16 protein-coding genes and 1 riboswitch are annotated in these 18,181 nt (G+C 75.8%); of the genes, 6 read left to right on the forward strand and 10 right to left on the reverse strand.

Annotation, left to right across the window (positions count from 1 at the left end; genetic code table 11):
• Positions 1-151: 151 nt before the first annotated feature.
• Positions 152-1,285 carry an isochorismate synthase gene (locus ACRYRX_RS00900; protein ID WP_432509891.1) on the reverse strand — a complete coding sequence of 378 codons (1,134 nt, stop codon included), beginning with the start codon at positions 1,283-1,285 and terminating at the stop codon, positions 152-154.
• 23 nt (positions 1,286-1,308) lie between these two features.
• Here ACRYRX_RS00900 and purU point away from each other — a divergent pair, with 23 nt between their 5' ends.
• Positions 1,309-2,166, forward strand: a complete 858-nt coding sequence (gene purU, locus ACRYRX_RS00905; protein WP_432509892.1) for a formyltetrahydrofolate deformylase — start codon at positions 1,309-1,311, stop codon at positions 2,164-2,166.
• A 25-nt stretch (positions 2,167-2,191) separates the two neighbouring features.
• Here purU and yidD read toward each other — a convergent pair whose 3' ends face one another.
• Positions 2,192-2,488 carry a membrane protein insertion efficiency factor YidD gene (gene yidD, locus ACRYRX_RS00910; protein ID WP_432509893.1) on the reverse strand — a complete coding sequence of 99 codons (297 nt, stop codon included), beginning with the start codon at positions 2,486-2,488 and terminating at the stop codon, positions 2,192-2,194.
• 26 nt (positions 2,489-2,514) lie between these two features.
• Positions 2,515-3,642, reverse strand: a complete 1,128-nt coding sequence (gene corA, locus ACRYRX_RS00915; RefSeq protein ID WP_432509894.1) for a magnesium/cobalt transporter CorA — start codon at positions 3,640-3,642, stop codon at positions 2,515-2,517.
• Between the two features lie 140 nt (positions 3,643-3,782).
• On the opposite strand from corA, the gene ypfJ reads away from it, so the two are divergent.
• Entirely contained in the window at positions 3,783-4,685 is a 903-nt protein-coding gene (gene ypfJ / locus ACRYRX_RS00920; RefSeq protein WP_432509895.1) for a KPN_02809 family neutral zinc metallopeptidase, read from the forward strand.
• 68 nt (positions 4,686-4,753) lie between these two features.
• Here ypfJ and ACRYRX_RS00925 read toward each other — a convergent pair whose 3' ends face one another.
• Complete coding sequence (locus ACRYRX_RS00925; RefSeq protein WP_432509896.1) at positions 4,754-5,968, reverse strand: NADP-dependent isocitrate dehydrogenase; 1,215 nt, start codon at positions 5,966-5,968, stop codon at positions 4,754-4,756.
• A gap of 108 nt (positions 5,969-6,076) precedes the next feature.
• Here ACRYRX_RS00925 and ACRYRX_RS00930 point away from each other — a divergent pair, with 108 nt between their 5' ends.
• The 4 genes from ACRYRX_RS00930 to ACRYRX_RS00945 all read left to right on the forward strand — a co-directional run bounded on the left by ACRYRX_RS00930 (position 6,077) and on the right by ACRYRX_RS00945 (position 12,912).
• Positions 6,077-7,687: an acyl-CoA carboxylase subunit beta gene (locus ACRYRX_RS00930; protein ID WP_432509897.1), complete on the forward strand. Its 1,611-nt coding sequence runs from the start codon at positions 6,077-6,079 to the stop codon at positions 7,685-7,687.
• Positions 7,684-7,926 (forward strand): acyl-CoA carboxylase subunit epsilon, encoded by a 243-nt coding sequence (locus tag ACRYRX_RS00935; protein WP_432509898.1) that lies wholly within the window; start codon positions 7,684-7,686, stop codon positions 7,924-7,926. The genes ACRYRX_RS00930 and ACRYRX_RS00935 overlap by 4 nt, the downstream gene beginning before the upstream one ends.
• Positions 7,927-7,987: 61 nt before the next feature.
• Positions 7,988-9,244, forward strand: a complete 1,257-nt coding sequence (locus tag ACRYRX_RS00940) for a metallophosphoesterase family protein (RefSeq protein WP_432509899.1) — start codon at positions 7,988-7,990, stop codon at positions 9,242-9,244.
• On the forward strand, positions 9,244-12,912 hold the full coding sequence (locus ACRYRX_RS00945) for an AAA family ATPase (RefSeq protein WP_432509900.1): 3,669 nt from the start codon (positions 9,244-9,246) through the stop codon (positions 12,910-12,912). The genes ACRYRX_RS00940 and ACRYRX_RS00945 overlap by 1 nt, the downstream gene beginning before the upstream one ends.
• 10 nt (positions 12,913-12,922) lie before the next feature.
• On the opposite strand, the gene idi is transcribed toward ACRYRX_RS00945, so the two are convergent.
• From idi to purN, 6 genes are all read right to left on the reverse strand, one after another.
• Entirely contained in the window at positions 12,923-13,453 is a 531-nt protein-coding gene (idi, locus tag ACRYRX_RS00950; protein ID WP_432509901.1) for an isopentenyl-diphosphate Delta-isomerase, read from the reverse strand.
• Positions 13,454-13,472: 19 nt separating this feature from the next.
• Positions 13,473-14,252: an N-acetylmuramoyl-L-alanine amidase gene (locus tag ACRYRX_RS00955; protein WP_432509902.1), complete on the reverse strand. Its 780-nt coding sequence runs from the start codon at positions 14,250-14,252 to the stop codon at positions 13,473-13,475.
• Positions 14,253-14,299: 47 nt separating this feature from the next.
• The gene (gene sfnG, locus ACRYRX_RS00960; RefSeq protein WP_432509903.1) at positions 14,300-15,445 is read right to left on the reverse strand and encodes a dimethylsulfone monooxygenase SfnG; all 1,146 of its coding nucleotides are present in this window, start codon (positions 15,443-15,445) and stop codon (positions 14,300-14,302) included.
• Positions 15,446-15,455: 10 nt separating this feature from the next.
• Positions 15,456-15,539, reverse strand: a riboswitch (SAM riboswitch).
• Positions 15,540-15,629: 90 nt separating this feature from the next.
• Entirely contained in the window at positions 15,630-15,908 is a 279-nt protein-coding gene (locus ACRYRX_RS00965) for a DUF3017 domain-containing protein (RefSeq protein ID WP_432509904.1), read from the reverse strand.
• Between the two features lie 36 nt (positions 15,909-15,944).
• A complete protein-coding gene (gene purH, locus ACRYRX_RS00970; protein ID WP_432509905.1) occupies positions 15,945-17,516 on the reverse strand; it encodes a bifunctional phosphoribosylaminoimidazolecarboxamide formyltransferase/IMP cyclohydrolase in 1,572 nt (523 codons plus the stop codon).
• Complete coding sequence (gene purN, locus ACRYRX_RS00975) at positions 17,516-18,106, reverse strand: phosphoribosylglycinamide formyltransferase (protein WP_432509906.1); 591 nt, start codon at positions 18,104-18,106, stop codon at positions 17,516-17,518. Before purN ends, purH begins: the two co-directional genes overlap by 1 nt.
• Between the last annotated feature and the right edge of the window lie 75 nt (positions 18,107-18,181).

An 18,181-nucleotide genomic window follows, 5' to 3' on the forward strand; every position in this document is an offset into this window, starting at 1 on the left:
GAGCCCAGGCGGACGACCCCGTGAACGGCGGGACCCGCGCACGGGTCCCGTTGCCGCTCCCCGGTGGTGACCCACCTCGACGCCAGTCGCGGCCCGGCCAGGTTAGCCCAGGACACCTCGCCCGGGCCACGCGCTCCCGGGCCCACGGGGCCTACCGGGCGATCGCGGCGTCCAGGACGGTCCGCATCTTGGCCGCGGTCTCGGCGACCTCGGCGTCGGGGTCGGACCCCTCGACGATCCCGGCGCCGGCGAAGATCCGCAGGGTGCGCCCGCGCACCTCCGCGCAGCGGACGGCGACCACCCACTCCCCGTCCCCGTGGACGTCCTGCCAGCCGACGGCCCCGGCGTAGCAGCCGCGGTCCATGCCCTCGACCTCGTCGATGACCTTCAGCGCCGCCGCCCGCGGCGACCCGCCCACGGCGGGGGTCGGGTGCAGCGCGGCGACGAGGTCGACCGACGTGGTGCCGGTGTCGTTGAGCAGCGCGGTGATCCGGGTCGCCAGGTGCCAGACCGCGGGGGTGGCGACGAGCTCGGGCTCGGGGGCGGTGATGGTGCGGCAGAACGGCGCCAGGGCCTCCACGACGGCGTCGACGACGAACGCGTGCTCGCGCCGGTCCTTGTCGGAGGTCATCAGCGCGTCGGCGCGGCGCATGTCCTCCTCCGGCTCCGGCGAGCGCGGGATGGACCCGGCCAGCGGGCGCAGCAGGACGCTCGGCCCGCGCCGGCGCAGCAGCAGCTCGGGGCTGGCGCCCACGAGCCAGCGGGCCCGCGGGTCGGCGGGGTCGTCGACCGGGACCGCGAGCGCGGTGGCGCCGGGGTTGCGGCCGACGAGCTCGGCCACGAGGTCGGGGACCGACCAGTCGTCGAGGGCCTCCAGCTCCAGGGTGCGGGCCAGGACGACCTTGGAGACGTCACCCGACCGGATGCGCGCCAGGGCCGTGCGGACGGCGTCGGCGTACCCGCCGGGGGCCGGGACGGGCCGGCTGCGGGCGACGGTGACCTGCCCGCGGCTGCCGACCAGGGGCAGCGGCAGGGGGCCGGGGCTGATCTCGCCGGTCCCCAGGCGCAGGGCGCCGGGCCGGGTCAGGTCGAAGGGCACCGCGCCGGCGGCGATGAGGCCGCGGGGCGCGCCGTCGAGGGCGGCGGTGGTGCGGCGCAGCTGCTCGATCCCGGACCCGCCGGGGACGAGCGGGCGCGGCCCGGTCTGGACGAGGGTGGACTTCTCCCCGGAGAAGACGGTGGCCCCGCCCCGCACGGCGAGCCCCACCGCTTCTGGTTCCGACACCCCGCCAGCCTAGGCTTGCCGTCGTGAGCACGCGCCCGAGGGTCCTGACCCTGTCCTGCCCCGACCGTCCCGGCATCGTCCACGCGGTGACCGGTGCCCTCGTCGCCCTCGACGCGAACATCACCGAGAGCCAGCAGTACGGGGACCCGGACTCGGGGCTGTTCACCATGCGGGTCGCCTTCGACGCCACGGCGAGCGAGGAGGCGCTGCGGGCGAACCTGGAGGTCGTCGCCCAGCGCTTCGACCTGGACTGGAAGCTGTCGGCGGCCGACGATCCGCTGCCGACGCTGGTGATGTGCTCCAAGCAGGGGCACTGCCTGAACGACCTGCTGTTCCGGCACCGCGCGGGCCACCTGCCGGTGGACGTCCGCGCGGTCGTGTCGAACCACACCGACCTGCGGCCGCTGGCGGAGTTCTACGGCGTCCCGTTCGTCCACGTGCCGGTCGTGACGGGCGACGCGGCGTCGAAGGCCGCCGGGGAGGCCCGGCTGCTGGAGCTGGTCGAGGAGCACGGCGCGGAGCTGGTGGTGCTGGCCCGGTACATGCAGATCCTGTCGGACGACTTGTGCCGCAGCCTGTCCGGGCGTGCGATCAACATCCACCACTCGTTCCTGCCGAGCTTCAAGGGCGCCCGCCCGTACCACCAGGCGCACGCGCGGGGCGTGAAGATCATCGGGGCGACGGCGCACTACGTGACGGCCGACCTCGACGAGGGCCCGATCATCGAGCAGGAGATCGAGCGCGTGGACCACCGCGCGACGCCGGCCGAGCTGGTGCGGATCGGTCAGGACGTGGAGGCGCGGACGCTGGCGCGGGCGGTGCGCTGGCACGCCGAGCAGCGGGTCCTGCTCGACGGGAACCGGACCGTCGTCTTCCGCTGAGCCGGCCCCCGCCCCGGCCGCGCGGTCAGGGGCGGCGGCCGCCGAAGCGGAAGGGGATCGGGACGGGGCCGATGCAGCAGACCCCGCTGGTCTGCGCCGGCAGCAGCAGCGCGACGGCGCGGTAGCAGGCGAGGAAGCGCAGCGCCCCGGCCGGGACGGCGCGCACCACGCCCAGGCGCGCGACCTGCTCGCGCACGGCCTCCGAGCAGGAGTCCCCGCCGTGGGCGACGCGGTGGGCGCAGGAGTACCCCTTGCGCGGGGAGATCGACCGCTGGTACCAGCCGATGGCGGTGTCGACGACGCGGGCGGCGAAGCTGCTCATCCCCGCACGCTACGGACGGTCCGGCCTCACAGCCACCCGCGGCGCTTGAAGATGACGAACAGCGCGATGCTCAGCCCGAGCATCAGCAGCAGCGCCAGCGGGTACCCGAAGGTCCAGTCCAGTTCCGGCATGTGCGTGAAGTTCATCCCGTAGATCCCGCCGACCAGGCTGGGGGCGAACAGGATCGCCGCCCACGAGGAGATCTTCTTGACCTCCTCGCTCTGGGCGAAGCTGGCCTCCGTCAGCGCGCGCATCTCCTCGTTCTGCCGCTGCCCCACCAGGGTCGCGTTGACGGTGAGGATGTCGCGCAACTGGTTGCGGTAGTTCTCGATCCGCTCGATCGCGACGGTGACGTGGTCGGCGACGTCGCGCAGGTACCGCTGGAGCTCCTCGTCCACCCGGTACTTCTCGAAGCCCCCGGTGAGGCCGGTGAGGATCGCGGTCAGCGGGGTCACCGCCCGCTGGAAGTCGCCGACCTCCTGCGACAGCTCGTAGATGCGCCGGGAGACCGCGGGGTCCCCGGTGAACACCTGGGTCTCGATCTCGTCGATGTCGTTCTCCAGGCCCCGCAGGACCGGCCCGTACCCGTCGACCACCGCGTCGAGGATGGCGTAGAGGATCGCCTCGGTCCCCAGGCCCAGCAGTTCGGGGTCGGCCTCCAGGCGCTTGCGGACCTGCGCCAGGTCGGGCGACTCGGCGTGCCGGACGGTCAGCAGGAAGTCGCGGCCGATGAACAGGTGCAGCTCGCCGAACTCGACCTCCTCGGCCTCGTCGTCGTAGCGGGCCGCGCGCAGCACGACGAACAACGTCGAGCCGTACCGCTCGAGCTTGGGGCGCTGGTGGGCCACGACGGCGTCCTCGACGGCCAGCTCGTGCAGCCCGAACTCGGCGGCCAGCGCGTTCAGCTCCTCCTCCGCCGGCCGGTACAGCCCCATCCACGCCACGCGCCCCTCGCCCTCGCGCAGCGCCCGCACGGTGCTCACGAGGTCACCGGGCGAGACGACGCGGTGCCCGTTCTCGTAGACGCCGGAGTCGACGAGGCTGCTGCCGCGGGCCATCGGCGCCGAGGGGATCGCGCCGTCCCGGGCGAGGTTGCGGGAGGGGACCATGCCCCGTCGTCCCATCGACGGCAACGGCAGACGGCGGCGGGGCACGGTGGACCTCCCTGGGGTGCTCGGGGTGCGACGCCCCAGTGTGCCCGGCCCCGCGCCGCCCCCGGGGAGCGGACCGACCCGTCCGGCCCCACGCTGGGGCGGACGGACCGTGACGGACGAGGACAGCGGGTGGGGAAGGCATGAGGTACCGGGACGACGCGAGCCTGGACACCGGCGGGGTGCAGGACCGCCGCGGCGGCGGGGGCCGCGCCGTCGCGCTGGGCGGCGGCGGGCTGGGGATCGTGGGGATCCTCGTGCTGGTCCTGTTCCAGGTGCTCGGCGGCGGCGGGCCCTCCTCGCAGCAGTTCGGGCCCGCGCTGGACCAGCTCGGGGCCGGGCAGACCGTCGACGACGGCCAGCTGGCCGCGTCCTGCCGCACCGGGGCCGACGCCAACGCGCGCGCCGAGTGCGCGGTCGTGGCCGACGTGGAGTCGATCCAGGACTACTGGGGCGGGGTCCTGGGGAACCGCTACGCGCCCACCAGCACCGTCTTCTTCGCCGGGTCCACGCAGACCGGGTGCGGCGCGGCGTCGTCGGGGACGGGGCCGTTCTACTGCCCCGCCGACCAGCTGGTGTACCTGGACCTGTCGTTCTTCGAGGAGCTGCGGACGAGGTTCGGCGCGCAGGGCGGCACGTTCGTCGACGCGTACGTCATCGCCCACGAGTACGGCCACCACGTGCAGCACCTGCTGGGGACCACCGGCCGGGTCCAGGCCGGGGTCACGGGCCCGGACAGCGGCAGCGTGCGGCTGGAGCTGCAGGCCGACTGCTACGCCGGGGCGTGGGCCAACCACGCCACGACCGTGCCGGACGACTCCGGTGCCCCGCTCATCGAGGAGCTCACGCAGGACGACGTGGCGCGGGCGCTGGACGCGGCCGGCCGCATCGGCGACGACTTCATCCAGACCGAGCTGGGCGGCGGGCCGGTGGACGAGGACGCGTTCTCGCACGGCTCGTCCGAGCAGCGGCAGCGCTGGTTCACGACGGGGCTGCGGACGGGTGACCCCGCGCGGTGCGACACGTTCGCGGCGACGACCCTGTAGGCCCCCCGCACGGCCGACGGCCCCGCACCGGTGGGTGCGGGGCCGTCGGGGTGGTTCGTCGCGCGGGTTCAGGCCAGGCGCGCGGCGAGGTTCTCGTCGAGCGAGCCGAGGAACTCCTCGGTCGTCTGCCACGCCTGCTCCGGGCCGACGAGCAGGGCGAGGTCCTTGGTCATCTTGCCGCTCTCGACGGTCTTGATGACGACGTCCTCGAGGGTCTCGGAGAAACCGATGAGCTCGGGGGTGGAGTCCAGCTTGCCGCGGTGCGCCAGGCCCCGGGTCCAGGCGTAGATCGACGCGATCGGGTTCGTCGACGTCGGCTTGCCCTGCTGGTGCTGGCGGTAGTGGCGGGTCACGGTGCCGTGCGCGGCCTCGGCCTCGACGACCGAGCCGTCCGGGGTGGACAGCACGGAGGTCATGAGGCCGAGGGAGCCGAAGCCCTGCGCGACGGTGTCGGACTGCACGTCGCCGTCGTAGTTCTTGCAGGCCCAGACGTACCCGCCCTCCCACTTCAGGGACGCGGCGACCATGTCGTCGATGAGGCGGTGCTCGTAGGTGATCCCGGCCTCGGCGAACTTGTCCTTGAACTCGGTCTGGAAGACCTCCTCGAAGATGTCCTTGAAGCGGCCGTCGTAGGCCTTCAGGATCGTGTTCTTCGTGGACAGGTACACCGGGTACTTGCGGGCCAGGCCGTAGTTCAGCGACGCGCGGGCGAAGTCGACGATGGAGCTGTCGAGGTTGTACATCGACAGCGAGACGCCGGCGCCGGGGGCCTGGAAGACCTCGTGCTCGATGGGCTCCCCGCCGTCCTTGGGCGTGAAGGTCACCGTCAGGGTGCCCTCGCCGGGGAACTTGAAGTCGGTGGCGCGGTACTGGTCGCCGAAGGCGTGGCGGCCGACGATGATCGGCTTGGTCCAGCCCGGCACCAGGCGCGGGATGTTGGAGATGATGATCGGCTCGCGGAAGATCACGCCGCCGAGGATGTTGCGGATCGTCCCGTTCGGGGACCGCCACATCTTCTTCAGGCCGAACTCCTCGACGCGCGCCTCGTCGGGGGTGATGGTGGCGCACTTGACGCCCACACCGGCCCTCTGGATGGCGTGCGCGGCGTCGATCGTCACCTGGTCGTCGGTGGCGTCGCGGTGCTCGACGCCGAGGTCGTAGTACTCCAGGTCGACATCGAGGTAGGGGTGGATCAGGCGGTCCTTGATGAACTGCCAGATGATCCTGGTCATCTCGTCGCCGTCGAGCTCGACGACCGGACCCTGGACCTTGATCTTGGCCACTGTGCTGTCTCCTCCGACTCACTGGGCTGTCTCTCGACGTCAAGCTACCGCCCGCGCCACCCCCAGCCTTCACCGCGGGGTCCGTCTTGTCACGTACGCTGCGGCTCCGTGAGCAGTCTCGAGACCCCAGCGCAGCTCGATCCGCGGACCACGGCCGGTCAGCTCGCGGGACTGCACGCCCGCACCGACGCCGCGGTCCGCGCCGCCGACGAGCGCGCGGCCGCCAAGCAGCACCCGCGCGGCAAGAAGACCGCCCGCGAGCGCATCGCGGCGCTGGTCGACGAGGGGTCGTTCGTCGAGCGCGGCGGCCTGGTCCGCAGCCGCGCGACGGCCTTCGGGATGGCCGCCAAGCACGTCGACGGCGACGGGGTCGTCACCGGCTACGCGACGGTCGACGGCCGTCCGGTGTGCGTGTACGCGCAGGACTTCACCGCCTTCGGCGGGTCCCTGGGCGAGGAGCACGGCGCGAAGATCGTCGAGCTGCAGGACTTCGCCGCCCGCACCGGCTGCCCGGTGGTCGGCATCAACGACGGCGGCGGGGCCCGCATCCAGGAGGGCGTCGCCTCCCTCGTGCAGTACGCGCGGATCTTCCGCCGCAACGTCCACGCCTCGGGCGTCGTCCCGCAGGTCTCGCTCATCCTCGGCCCCTCGGCCGGGGGCGCGGTGTACTCCCCCGCGCTGACCGACATCACCGTCATGGCCGACGAGACGTCGCACATGTTCGTGACGGGCCCGGACGTCATCCGCACCGTGACCGGTGAGGACGTCGGGTTCGAGGAGCTGGGGGGCGGGCGCACGCACGCCACCCGCTCCGGCGTCGCCCACCACCTGGCCGACACCGAGGACGACGCGATCGCGTACGTGCGCGAACTGCTGTCCTACCTGCCCTCGAACAACCTGTCCGAGCCGCCGCTGCTGCCTCCGGAGCACGCGCGCGACCTCGTCGTCGACGAGGACGACCTGGTGCTGGACTCCATCGTCCCGGACTCCCCGAACCAGCCGTACGACATGACGGCCGTCATCGCCGCCGTCGTGGACGACGAGGAGTTCCTGCAGGTCCACGAGTTGTTCGCGCCGAACGTCCTGACGGGTTTCGCGCGGGTCGAGGGCCGGCCGGTGGGGATCGTCGCGAACCAGCCGCAGCAGCTGGCCGGGACCCTGGACATCGACGCCTCGGAGAAGGCGGCGCGGTTCGTGCGGCTGTGCGACGCGTTCAACGTCCCGGTCCTGACGTTCGTCGACGTGCCGGGGTTCCTGCCCGGCACCGACCAGGAGTGGAACGGCATCATCCGCCGCGGCGCGAAGCTGCTGTACGCCTACGCCGAGGCGACCGTGCCGCTCATCACCGTCATCACCCGCAAGGCGTACGGCGGGGCGTACATCGTCATGGGGTCCAAGGAGATGGGCGCCGACGTGTGCCTGGCGTGGCCGAGCGCGCAGATCGCGGTCATGGGCGCCCAGGGTGCGGTGAACATCCTGCAGCGCAACGTCCTGAAGGAGACCGCGGAGGCCGGCGAGGACGTCGACGCCAAGCGCCGCGAGCTCGTCGACGACTACGAGCTGCAGCTGGCGAACCCGTACGTCGCGGCCGAGCGGGGTTTCGTCGACGCGGTCGTCGCCCCGAGCGAGACCCGCGTGCAGGTCGTCCGGGCGCTGCGCGCGCTGGCCAGCAAGCGGGCGACCCTGCCGGCCAAGAAGCACGGGAACATCCCGCTGTGAACAGGGAGGAGCCGGTGGACGTCGCCGAACTGCTGGGGACGCTGCGCATCGAGCGCGGCAACCCCGGACCGGAGGAGCTCGCGGCCCTGACGGTCGTCCTGACCTCCCGGCTGCGCCGGCCCGCGACGGTGGAGGCCGCCCCGGCCCCGCGCTCGCGGTGGGCCGACCGCCGTCACGTGCTGGGTCTGCCCCCGGCGCCGGGGAGGGGTTCCTGGCGCGCGAGCGCCCTGCCGCGCTGACCGGCCCCGTCGCCGCCCCGCCGTAGGATCGCCACGTGACGTTCGACGCAGGCGACACCCGGTGACCGGACGGCTCCCCGGAGCGGTGCGCGTGGTCCACGCCGCCGACGTGCACCTGGACTCCCCGCTGCGCGGGCTGCGGCGGCTGGGGGACGACGCCGTCGCCGACACCCTGCGCGCGGCCACCCGCGGCGCGCTCGAGGCCCTGGTCGGCCTGTGCGAGGACGAGCGCGCCGACGCCCTGCTGCTGGCGGGCGACCTGTACGACGGGACGTGGCACGACTACGCCACCGGCCGGTTCTTCACCCGGCAGGTGCAGCGGCTGGCCGACTCCGGGATCAAGGTCTTCGTCGTGTCGGGCAACCACGACGCGGAGAGCCAGATCACCCACTCCCTCACCCTGCCGCCCAACGTGCACCGGTTCGGGGTGGACTCCCCCGGGACGGTCGTGGAGGAGCACCTGGGGCTGGCCGTGCACGGGCAGGGCTACCGCACCCGGGCGGTGTCGTCGAACCTGGCCGCGGGCTACCCCCGCGAGGTGCCGGGCGTGGTCAACGTCGGCCTCCTGCACGCCACCGTCGACGGCAGCCGCAGCGGCGGCGAGCACGAGCGGTACGCGCCCTGCTCGGTCGACGACCTGACCGCGCTGGGCTACGAGTACGTCGCCCTGGGGCACGTGCACGCGCGGGAGGTGCTGGCCACCGGCCGCACCACGGTCGCCTACTCGGGCAACCTGCAGGGCCGCCACCCCCGCGAGACCGGGGCCAAGGGCGCCTACGTCGTGGACCTGGTGCCCGGTGAGCAGGCGCAGCTGACCTTCCACGCCCTGGACGTGGCCCGGTGGGAGTCGCTGGAGGTCGACGTCACCGGCGCCGCCGACGTCGCCGACGCCATGGGGGTGCTGCGCGGGCGGCTGCTGGAGGCGCGCCGCGGCGCCGGGGACCGCCCCCTGGTGGTCCGGGCGGTCCTGGACGGCCCGACGGCCGCGGCGGCCGACCTGGCCGACGCCGAGCGCCTGCGCCAGGAGGCCGAGCAGGTCGCCGAGGCGGCCGGGGTCGTCCTGGAGAGGGTGGACTCGCGGGCCCGGCCCCCGCGCGCGGGGGGAGCCGACGACCCCGAGCTCGTCGCGGCGGTCCGGGCGGCCGCCGACGCCCTCGCGCAGGACCCGGCGCTGACGACGCTGGTGCGGGGGGTGCGCGGGGAGGTCGGGCGGTTGCTGTCCGACGCCGGCCTGCTCGACCTCGCCGACCCCCGCGCGCTCGCCGCCCTCGCCCGGCGGGCCGCGCAGGACCTCTCGACCCGGCTGGAGGGACGCTGATGCTGCGCAGGGTGACGCTGGCCCCCTACGGCGCCTTCGAGGCCGCCGAGGTCGAGCTCGGCGAGGGCCTCACGGTGGTCCTGGGGCCCAACGAGTCCGGCAAGTCGACCCTGCTGGCCGCCGTCGGCGACCTGCTGTGGGGCTTCGAGAAGAGCCCGCGCTACGCCTTCGTCCACGCCCGGGCCCGCCTGCGGGTCGGCGCCCGCTGGGGGTCCGGCGACGAGGGGCGCGACCTGGTCCGCTCCTCGCGGGGCCTGCTGCACGGCGACGAGCCGGTCGAGGCCCCGTGGGCCCAGGACGGGTGGGACCGGGAGGCGTGGACGAGCCGGCTGGGGATGGACCACGAGCGGCTGCGCAGCGGCGGGCGGCTGGTGCTGCGCGGGGGCGGTGACCTGGCCGGTCTGGTCTTCAGCGCCCACCACGGCAGCGGCGCGCAGGAGCTGCTGGCCGCGCTGGAGGCCGAGGCGGACCGGCTGTGGCGCCCGCGGGGCCGGTCGGCGGTCAAGGACGGCGTCGCGCTCGTCCAGTCGCTGGACGAGCAGCTGGAGGCCACCGCGACCCGCGCCGGGCAGGTGGAGGCGGCCGGGGCCGCCGCCGAGGCCGCGCGGGCCGAGGCCGACCGCGCGCAGGCGCGGCTGCGCAGCGTGCGCGCCGAGCGCGGGGAGGCGGCGCAGCGGCTGCGGCTGGCTCCCCGGGTGCGGGCGCTGCTGCGCACCCGCGAGCAGGTCGCCGCGGCGACCGCGGGCCTCCTCGCCGCCGGCGGGGTCCTCGGGGCGGCCGACGTCGCCGCCCACGACGCGGCGGCCGCCGACCTGGCCCGCGCCGAAGCCGCCCTCGACGAGCTGGCCGACCGGGCCGCCGCCCTGGACGACGAACGCGCGCGCTGCACGGTCGAGGAGGACGTCCTGGCCGCCGGCGCCGAGATCGACGCGCTGCTCGAGGCGCGCCAGGCCCGCGCGGAGGACACCGCCGAGGCGGTGCGGGCCCGCACGAGCGCCGAGGAGGCGCTGCACACCGCCCGGCAGCTGCTGGAGACGCTGGGACCGGTGCCCGAGGGGCCGCTCGACGAGGTCGTCCCCGCGCTCGTCGCCCGGTGGCGGGTGCCCGCCGACCGGGCCGCCGACCTCTCCCGGCTGGCCGCGGAGCACACCGCGGCGGACACCGAGGCGTCCCGCTCGGCCGAGGAGCTCGAACGGGCCCGGGAGGCCACCGCCGGACGCGACGCGCTGCAGGAGGTCGCGGACGAGGACGTCGCCGCGCTGCGCGCGCTGGTGGCCGCCGCCGACCGGGACGGCTCGGCGGCCCGCGAGCGGCGGGCGGCGCTGGCCGCCCGCGACGAGCGGTGGGCGGCCGCCCGCGCGCAGGCCGTGGCGGCGGGGGCCGTCGACCCCGACGCGGCGGCCGACGCCCCGCCCCGGCTGGACCCCACCACGGTCCGGGCCGCCCGCGCGGGCCTGGTCGCGGCCGAGGAGGAACGGGCGCGCGCCGACGCCGAGCACGACCGCTGCGCGGCGGCGGCGCGGGCGGCGGCCGACGAGCTCGCCGCCGCCCAGCGCGGCGCCGGCGGGGTGGACGAGGAGGCGCTGCGCGTGACCCGCGCGGCCCGCGACGCGCTGCTGGGGCCGCTGCGCGACGGGGCCGCGGTCGACGGGCCCGCGCTGCTGGCCGCGGTGGCCCGCGCCGACGAGGCCGCCGACGCCCTGCTGGACCACGCCGAGGTCACCGCCCGGCTGCGGGAGCTGCGCCGCGCCGCCGACCGGGCCGCGGCGGCGGCCACGGCCGCCGCCGAGGAGGCGCGGGCCGCCCGCGAGGCCGCCGACCGGGCGCGCGAGGCCCACGCGGCACCGTTCACCGCCGCCGGCCTGCGGGTCCCCGACGGCGACCCCGGGCCGGTGCTGGCGGCCCTGGACCGGCTGGGCGCCGAACGCGCCGCGGCCGGCGCCTCGGAGCGGCGGGTGCAGGAGCTGGGCACCGAGGTGCGGGCCCAGCTCGACGCCCTGACCGCGGTGCTCGCCCGCTGCGGCGAACCCGCCGGCGCGCGCCTCGACGCCGACGCCCGGGTGGACGTGCAGGCCGGGCTGGACGTGGGGCTGGAGGCCGCCCGCGCCGTGATCGCCGCCGCCGACGCCGCCGCGGTGCAGCGCGCGCTGGACGCCGACCGCGACCGCGCCGCGCACGTCGCCGCGCAGCGGCACGACCGGCACCGCCGGGAGGCCGAGCGGGCCGAGACGGCGTTCCGCGCCGCGGTCGAGGCCGCCGGGCTGCCGGCCGACCTCGGGCCGGCGGGGTGGACCGCGCGCGCCCGGGTGCTGGAGTCCGCCGCCGAGGCCGCCGCGGCCGCGCGGCGCGACCAGGACCGGGCCCGGGAGCGGGAGGAGCGGGTGGCCGCCTTCACCGCCGAGGTGGCGGCGCTCGCCGCGCGCCTGGGCACCCCGTGCGGGGCCGGGCGACCCGAGCAGGTCGAGGTGGCGCTGACGGCGGTGGCGGACCGGCTGCGCCGCAGCCGCGCGGACGAGCGCACCGCGGCGGAGCTGGGACGGCGGGCGCAGGAGGTGGCGGCGGCCACCGCGGCCGAACGGGCCCGGCGGGAGCGGGCGCAGGCGCAGCTGAGCGCCCTCCTGGCCGGCGGCGAGGACCTCCCCGCCCTCGGCGCGCGGGCCGGCGGCAGCCGCGACCTGCTGGCCCTGCGGGACCGCGAACGCGCCGAGGCCGACGACCTGGCGGCGGAGGTCGGTGCCGCCGGGGAGGTGGCGCGGCTCGTCGAGGAGGTCGGCCCGCGCTCCGACGCCGACCTGCGCACCGACGACGAGGAGGCGGCGCTCGCGGACGAGCAGGCCCACGAGGTGTGGGCCCGGGCCCGGCAGGACGTCACCCGGGCCGAGGTGGAGCTGGAACGGCTGACCGCCGGTGCCGACGCCAACGTGCTGGCCGCCCGGCGCGCCGAGGCGCTGGCGGGGCTGCAGGCCGACACCGAGCGCTACGTCGTGGTGGACCTGCAGCGCACCGTGCTGCGCCGGCAGCTGGAGGAGTTCTCCGCCTCGCGCGCCAACCCGCTGCTGGCCGAGGCCGGTGAGGTGCTGACGCGGCTGACCGGGGGGCGCTGGACGGGTCTGGTGGCCCTGGACGACGGCGGGGAGCGGCGGCTGGGGGTGCGCCGGGCGGACGGGGAGCTGCTCGAGGGCGCCGACGGGCTGAGCGAGGGCACCGCGGACCAGGTCTTCCTGGCGTTGCGGCTGGCGGCGGTGGCCGCCCAGCACCGTGCCCTCGTGGCGTCGGGGCAGGGGCCGCTGCCGGTGGTGCTGGACGACGTGCTGATGACCTTCGACGAGACCCGCACGCGGGCGGCGCTGGCGGCGCTGGCCGAACTGGCCCGCGACGTGCAGGTGGTGCTGCTGACCCACCACGCCGACGTCGCCGGGCAGGCCGGGGAGCTGGCCGCCGAGGGGGCGGCGGTGAGCGTCGCGCGGCTGCCCGCCCCGGGGGTGGCCCCGGCCGCCGCGGCCGCGCCCACCGCGGGCGCGGACCGGACCGGGCGCTCCGGCGTCGACCCGCAGCTGGTGCGGGCGTGGGCGCGGGCGCAGGGACGGTCCGTGGCCGACCGCGGCCGGGTGAGCGAGCAGCTGGTCCGGGACTACCTCGACGCCCACGACCTGGGCCGGACGGGCTGAGGTCGGGCGGTCAGAACCCGCGCAGCTGCAGCAGCATCCACGGGCTGAACGGCGCCGGGTCGGCCGCGACCTCGGCCCGCAGCTCGTCCAGCCCGACCCAGCGGAACGCGTCCACCTCGTCGGGGTCCAGGGCCAGGTCCCCGGCCAGCCGCGCCGTGAACACGGGGCAGACCTCGTTCTCGACGGTGCCGTCGTCCATGACGGCGCGGTAGCGGAACGTCGGCAGCAGCGACGCGACGTCCACGACGGGCGCCCCCAGTTCCTGCACCGAACGCCGCACGACCGCGTCGGCCGGTTCCTCCCCCGGGCCGGGGTGCCCGCAGAACGAGTTCGTCCACACCCCGGGCCAGGTGCGCTTCGCGGCGGCGCGGCGGGTCAGCAGCGTGCGGCCCCGCCCGTCGAGGATCCAGCAGGAGAACGCCAGGTGCAGGGGGGTGCTGGTGTGGTGCACGTCGGCTTTCGGCGCGGTCCCGCACGGGGTCCCGTCGTCGGTCAGGAGCACGACGAGTTCCACGGTCGGGTCGGCAGGCGCGAGGGTCACCCCCAGAAGGTAAGCGGTCTCAGGGGCGGTCGCGCGCGAGGAACGCCGACACGCCGTCGGCGATGCCGCGCGCCGCGGTCTGCCGGAACGCGGGGTCGGACAGCAGCGCGGCGTCCTCGGCGTTGCGCATGTTCGCCGACTCCAGCAGCACCGACGGCGTCCGCGCGAGGTTCAGGCCCGCCAGGTCCGAGCGCCGCGTCAGGCCAGGTTCCACCAGGTCCCCGAGGCGGTCGGCCCGGGGCAGGCCGGTGGCGGTCCCGAACGCGGCGAGCAGGTCGCGCGCCGCGACGTCGGAGGCCGCCAGCACCGCCGCGTTGCCGCCGTCGGGGGCCGGGCCCGGTTCGACGACGTGGAAACCGCGGGAGGTGGGCGCGGCTCCGTCGGCGTGGATCGAGACCGCCAGCGCCGCCCCCGCCGCGTTCGCCACCGCGGCCCGGGCGTCCACGCACGGGCCGACGCCGGTGTCCTCGGACCGGGTCAGGACGACCTCGACCCCCCGCGCGCGCAGCAGGTCGGCGGTGCGCAGGGCGACGTCGAAGGCGTAGGCGTGCTCGGGGTACCCGCTGTCCGTGGACGTCCCCGTCGTGCCGCACGGCTTCTCGAAACCCCCCGCCGGGACGGGGACCGCGATCTGCTCCGGGTGCGCGGCGTTGCCCCCGTTGTGGCCGGGGTCGAGGACGACGACGGGGACGGGGGCCGGTCGCGCGGCGGCGCTCACCGGCACCGGGGCCGGCGGGCGGGGCGGGGAGCAGGCGGCGAGGGCGGCCACCAGCACCAGCGGGACCGCGGCACGTCGCACCCGCCCAGGGTGCCACGGGTCCGGCACCGCCCCGCCCGGCGGCCGGTTCAGACGGGGACGGGTGCGGTGGCCGCCGCGACGGCCCCGTCGAGCTCGGCGCCCAGGTCCAGGTCCTCCCCCGCCACCAGCCGGGCCTCCAGCTCGCGCACCCGGGGGATGACGAGTTCCCCGAACGCCTCGACCTCCTCCTTGACGTGCAGGAACCCCAGCAGCAGCAGGTCGACGCCGACCAGCCGGTACGCCAGGACGCGGCGCGCCACCTCGTCGAGGGTCCCGACCAGCCCCGTCCGGAAACCGTCGTTGTACTGGACGAGGTCGCGGAACCCGCTGTCGGCCCACATCCCCTTGCCGTCGCGGGTGGAACCGCCGGCCTCCCGCACCGCGGCGCCGAAACCCTCGACCTTGGCGCGGTCGGCCTTGGCGACGATCTCCTCCAGGACCGCCTCGGCCTGCTCTCGGGTGTCGCGCACCAGCGCGAAGCCGTTCAGCCCGAACCGCACCGACCGGCCGTTCGCGGCGGCCAGCGCGCTGACCTCCCGCACCCCGGCGGCGGCGTCCGCGATCGACTTGCCGTTCATGAAGTACCAGTCCGAGACGCGGCCGGCCATGGCCTGCGCGGCGGTGGAGTTCCCGCCCTGGAACAGTTCCGGCGCGGCCGTGGGCTGCGGGCGGAAGGTGATGTCGGTGGCGTTGAAGAACTCCCCGGACTGGCTGTAGCCGTCCTGGCTCCACACCCCGCGCAGCAGTTCGATGAACTCCTCGGACTGCTTGTACCGGTCGTCGTGCTCGTGCCAGGTCACCCCCAGCTGCGTCGCCTCGTCCTTGAACCAGCCCGACACCACGTTCAGCGCGAGGCGGTTGCCGGTGAGTTCCTGGGTGGTGGCCGCGAACTTCGCCAGGACCCCCGGGTGCCAGAAGAACGGGTGGACCGCGGCGATGACCTTCAGCCGCTCGGTCGCCAGCAGCAGCGCCAGCGAGAACGACGTCGACTCGTGCTGGGCGTCGGCGCCGTAGGAGGCGAGGTACCGCACCTGGGTGAGGGCGTACTCGAACCCGACGCGCTCGGCGGCGCGGGCCACCTCGACGTTGTAGGCGGGGTCGTGGCTGGTGCGCTGCTCGATCGTGGAGACGACCAGCCCGCCGGAGACGTTGGGGACCCAGTAGGCGAACTTCAGGGGCTCGTGCAGGGACATGGCGGGGCGTCCTCCATCGGTCCTGGCGGTAGCACCCCCGCGGGGGTTGCTGCGGCGTCGTCGAGCCAGGTCTCTCAGCCGCTCTGGATGGGATCGGTGCACCCTACCCCGGTGCCCGGCCGGTGCGCAGGGGAACGACGGACGCCCCCTCCCGGTGGGCGGGAGGGGGCGTCCGTCGGGGGGTTCAGACGGGGGTCGGCACGACGCCGGCCAGCACCAGGCACGACACCGCCAGCACCAGGAGGATCGCGACGTCCAGCCCGCGCGAGCGGACCGCGAGCGCTCCCGCGACCCGCACCGGCAGCACCAGCCGCAGGACGGCGGCGACGGCCAGGTCCGCCCCGAGCAGCACCCCGCCCGGGGTCGGGCCGGCCAGCAGCGTCAGCACCAGCGCGACGACGATCCCGCCGACGAGCGTCAGCAGGACGGCGTTGCCCGGGGTGGGGACGCGCTCGGTGGTCACGGTGCCGACGCTACCGGCCGGCGCCACGGGCGGACCTCAGTGCGCGAAGTGGCGCGCGCCGGTGAAGTACATCGTGACGCCGGCCTTCGCGGCGGCCTCGACGACCTCGGCGTCGCGGATGGACCCGCCGGGCTGCACGATCGCGCTGACCCCGGCGTCGATGAGGATCTGCGCGCCGTCGGCGAACGGGAAGAACGCGTCGGACGCGGCGACCGACCCGGTGGCCCGGTCCGCTCCGGCGCGCGCGACGGCCAGCTTGCAGGAGTCGACGCGGTTGACCTGGCCCATGCCGACGCCGACGGACGCGCCGTCCTTGGCGAGCAGGATCGCGTTGGAGCGCACCGAGCGGACCGCGCGCCAGGCGAACTCGAGGTCGGCCAGGACCTCCGGGGTGGCCGCCTCACCGGCCGCGAGCGTCCAGTTCGCGGGGGCGTCGCCCTCGGCGTCGATCGCGTCGAGGTCCTGCACGAGCACGCCGCCGGAGACGGGGCGCCACTCCCGGGCCTGCCGGGAGTAGCCCTCGGGCAGCTGCAGGAGGCGGACGTTCTTCTTGGCCCGCAGGACCTCCAGCGCCTCGGGCTCGAAGCCGGGGGCGATGACGACCTCGGTGAAGACGGGCGCGACCTGCTCGGCCATGGCCGCGGTCACGACGCGGTTGGCCGCGATGACGCCGCCGTAGGCGGAGACGGGGTCGCAGGCGTGGGCCTTGGCGTGGGCGTCGGCGACGTCGGTGCCGGTCGCGATCCCGCACGGGTTGGCGTGCTTGATGACGGCGACGGCGGGCCCGTCGAGGTCGTACGCGGCGCGCAGGGCGGCGTCGGCGTCGACGTAGTTGTTGTACGACATGGCCTTGCCGTGCAGCTGCACGGCCTGCGCGATGCCCGGCGCGGACGTCGGGTCGGCGTAGACGGCGGCCTGCTGGTGCGGGTTCTCGCCGTAGCGCAGGACGGCGGTGCGCTCCAGGGCGACGCCGGTGACGGCGGGCCAGCCCTGGTCGGCCTCGTCGAGCGTCTGCTCGGCGAACCAGGACGCCACCGCGGTGTCGTAGGCGGCGGTGTGCGCGAACGCGGCCGCGGCCAGGCGCTTGCGGGCGGTGAGGTCGAACCCGCCGTCGGCGACGGCGGCGAGCACGTCGGCGTACGCCGCGGGGTCGACGACGACGGCCACGCTGGGGTGGTTCTTCGCGGCGGCGCGGACCATGGAGGGGCCGCCGATGTCGATCTGCTCCACGACGTCGTCGTAGCCGGCGCCGGAGGCGACGGTCGCGGCGAACGGGTAGAGGTTCACGACGACGAGGTCGAAGGGTTCGACGTCGAGCTCGGCGAGCTGGCGGACGTGGTCGGGCAGGCGGCGGTCGGCGAGGATCCCGGCGTGCACCCGCGGGTGCAGGGTCTTGACGCGGCCGTCGAGGCACTCGGGGAACCCGGTGAGCTCCTCGACGGGGGTCACGGGCACGCCCGCGGCGGCGATGCGGGTGGCGGTGGACCCGGTGGAGACGAGGGCGACCCCGGCCGCGTGCAGCCCCTGGGCGAGTTCGGCCAGGCCGGTCTTGTCGTAGACGCTGATCAGCGCGCGCTTCACGGGGACCTTCGTGCCCTGGGGGTCCATCAGCGGGGTGCCGTCCTCTCGGGGTGGGGGGTCGCGCGGGCCAGTCGCCCGACGACGCCGACGAGCAGTTCGCGCTCGCGGGTCTTGATGCGCTCGTGCAGCGAGGCCTCGTCGTCGTCGTCCAGGACGCGCACGGCGGCCTGGTCGAGGATCGGGCCGGTGTCGACGCCGGCGTCGACGAGGTGCACGGTGCAGCCGGTGACCTTCACGCCGTGGGCCAGGGCGTCGCGGACGCCGTGGGCCCCGGGGAAGGAGGGCAGGAGCGCGGGGTGGGTGTTGATCATCCGGCCGCCGAAGGCCTCGACCACCGGGGCGCCGAGGATGCGCATGAACCCGGCGAGGACGACGAGGTCGGGGGCGCGGCGGGCGACCTCGGCGGCGAGCGCGGCGTCCCAGGCGGGGCGGTCGACGAAGTCGGCGGGGCTGACGGTGAAGGTCTCGATCCCGGCGGCGGCGGCCCGCTCCAGCGCGGTCACCCCCGGCTTGTCGGAACCGACGGCGACGATCCGCCACGCCGGGTCGTCGGCGTCGAGGAGGGCCTGGAGGGTCGAACCGGATCCGGAGGCGAGGACGACCACACGTACGGGCACGTGGGCAGACTCTAGCCGCCGGGGCGGTCCGGCCCGAAACCCCTGGCCCGGGTGGACGGGACCGCGGCGCCGACC

This window comes from Kineococcus lubricus, from assembly GCF_050871965.1.
GTDB lineage: Bacteria > Actinomycetota > Actinomycetes > Actinomycetales > Kineococcaceae > Kineococcus.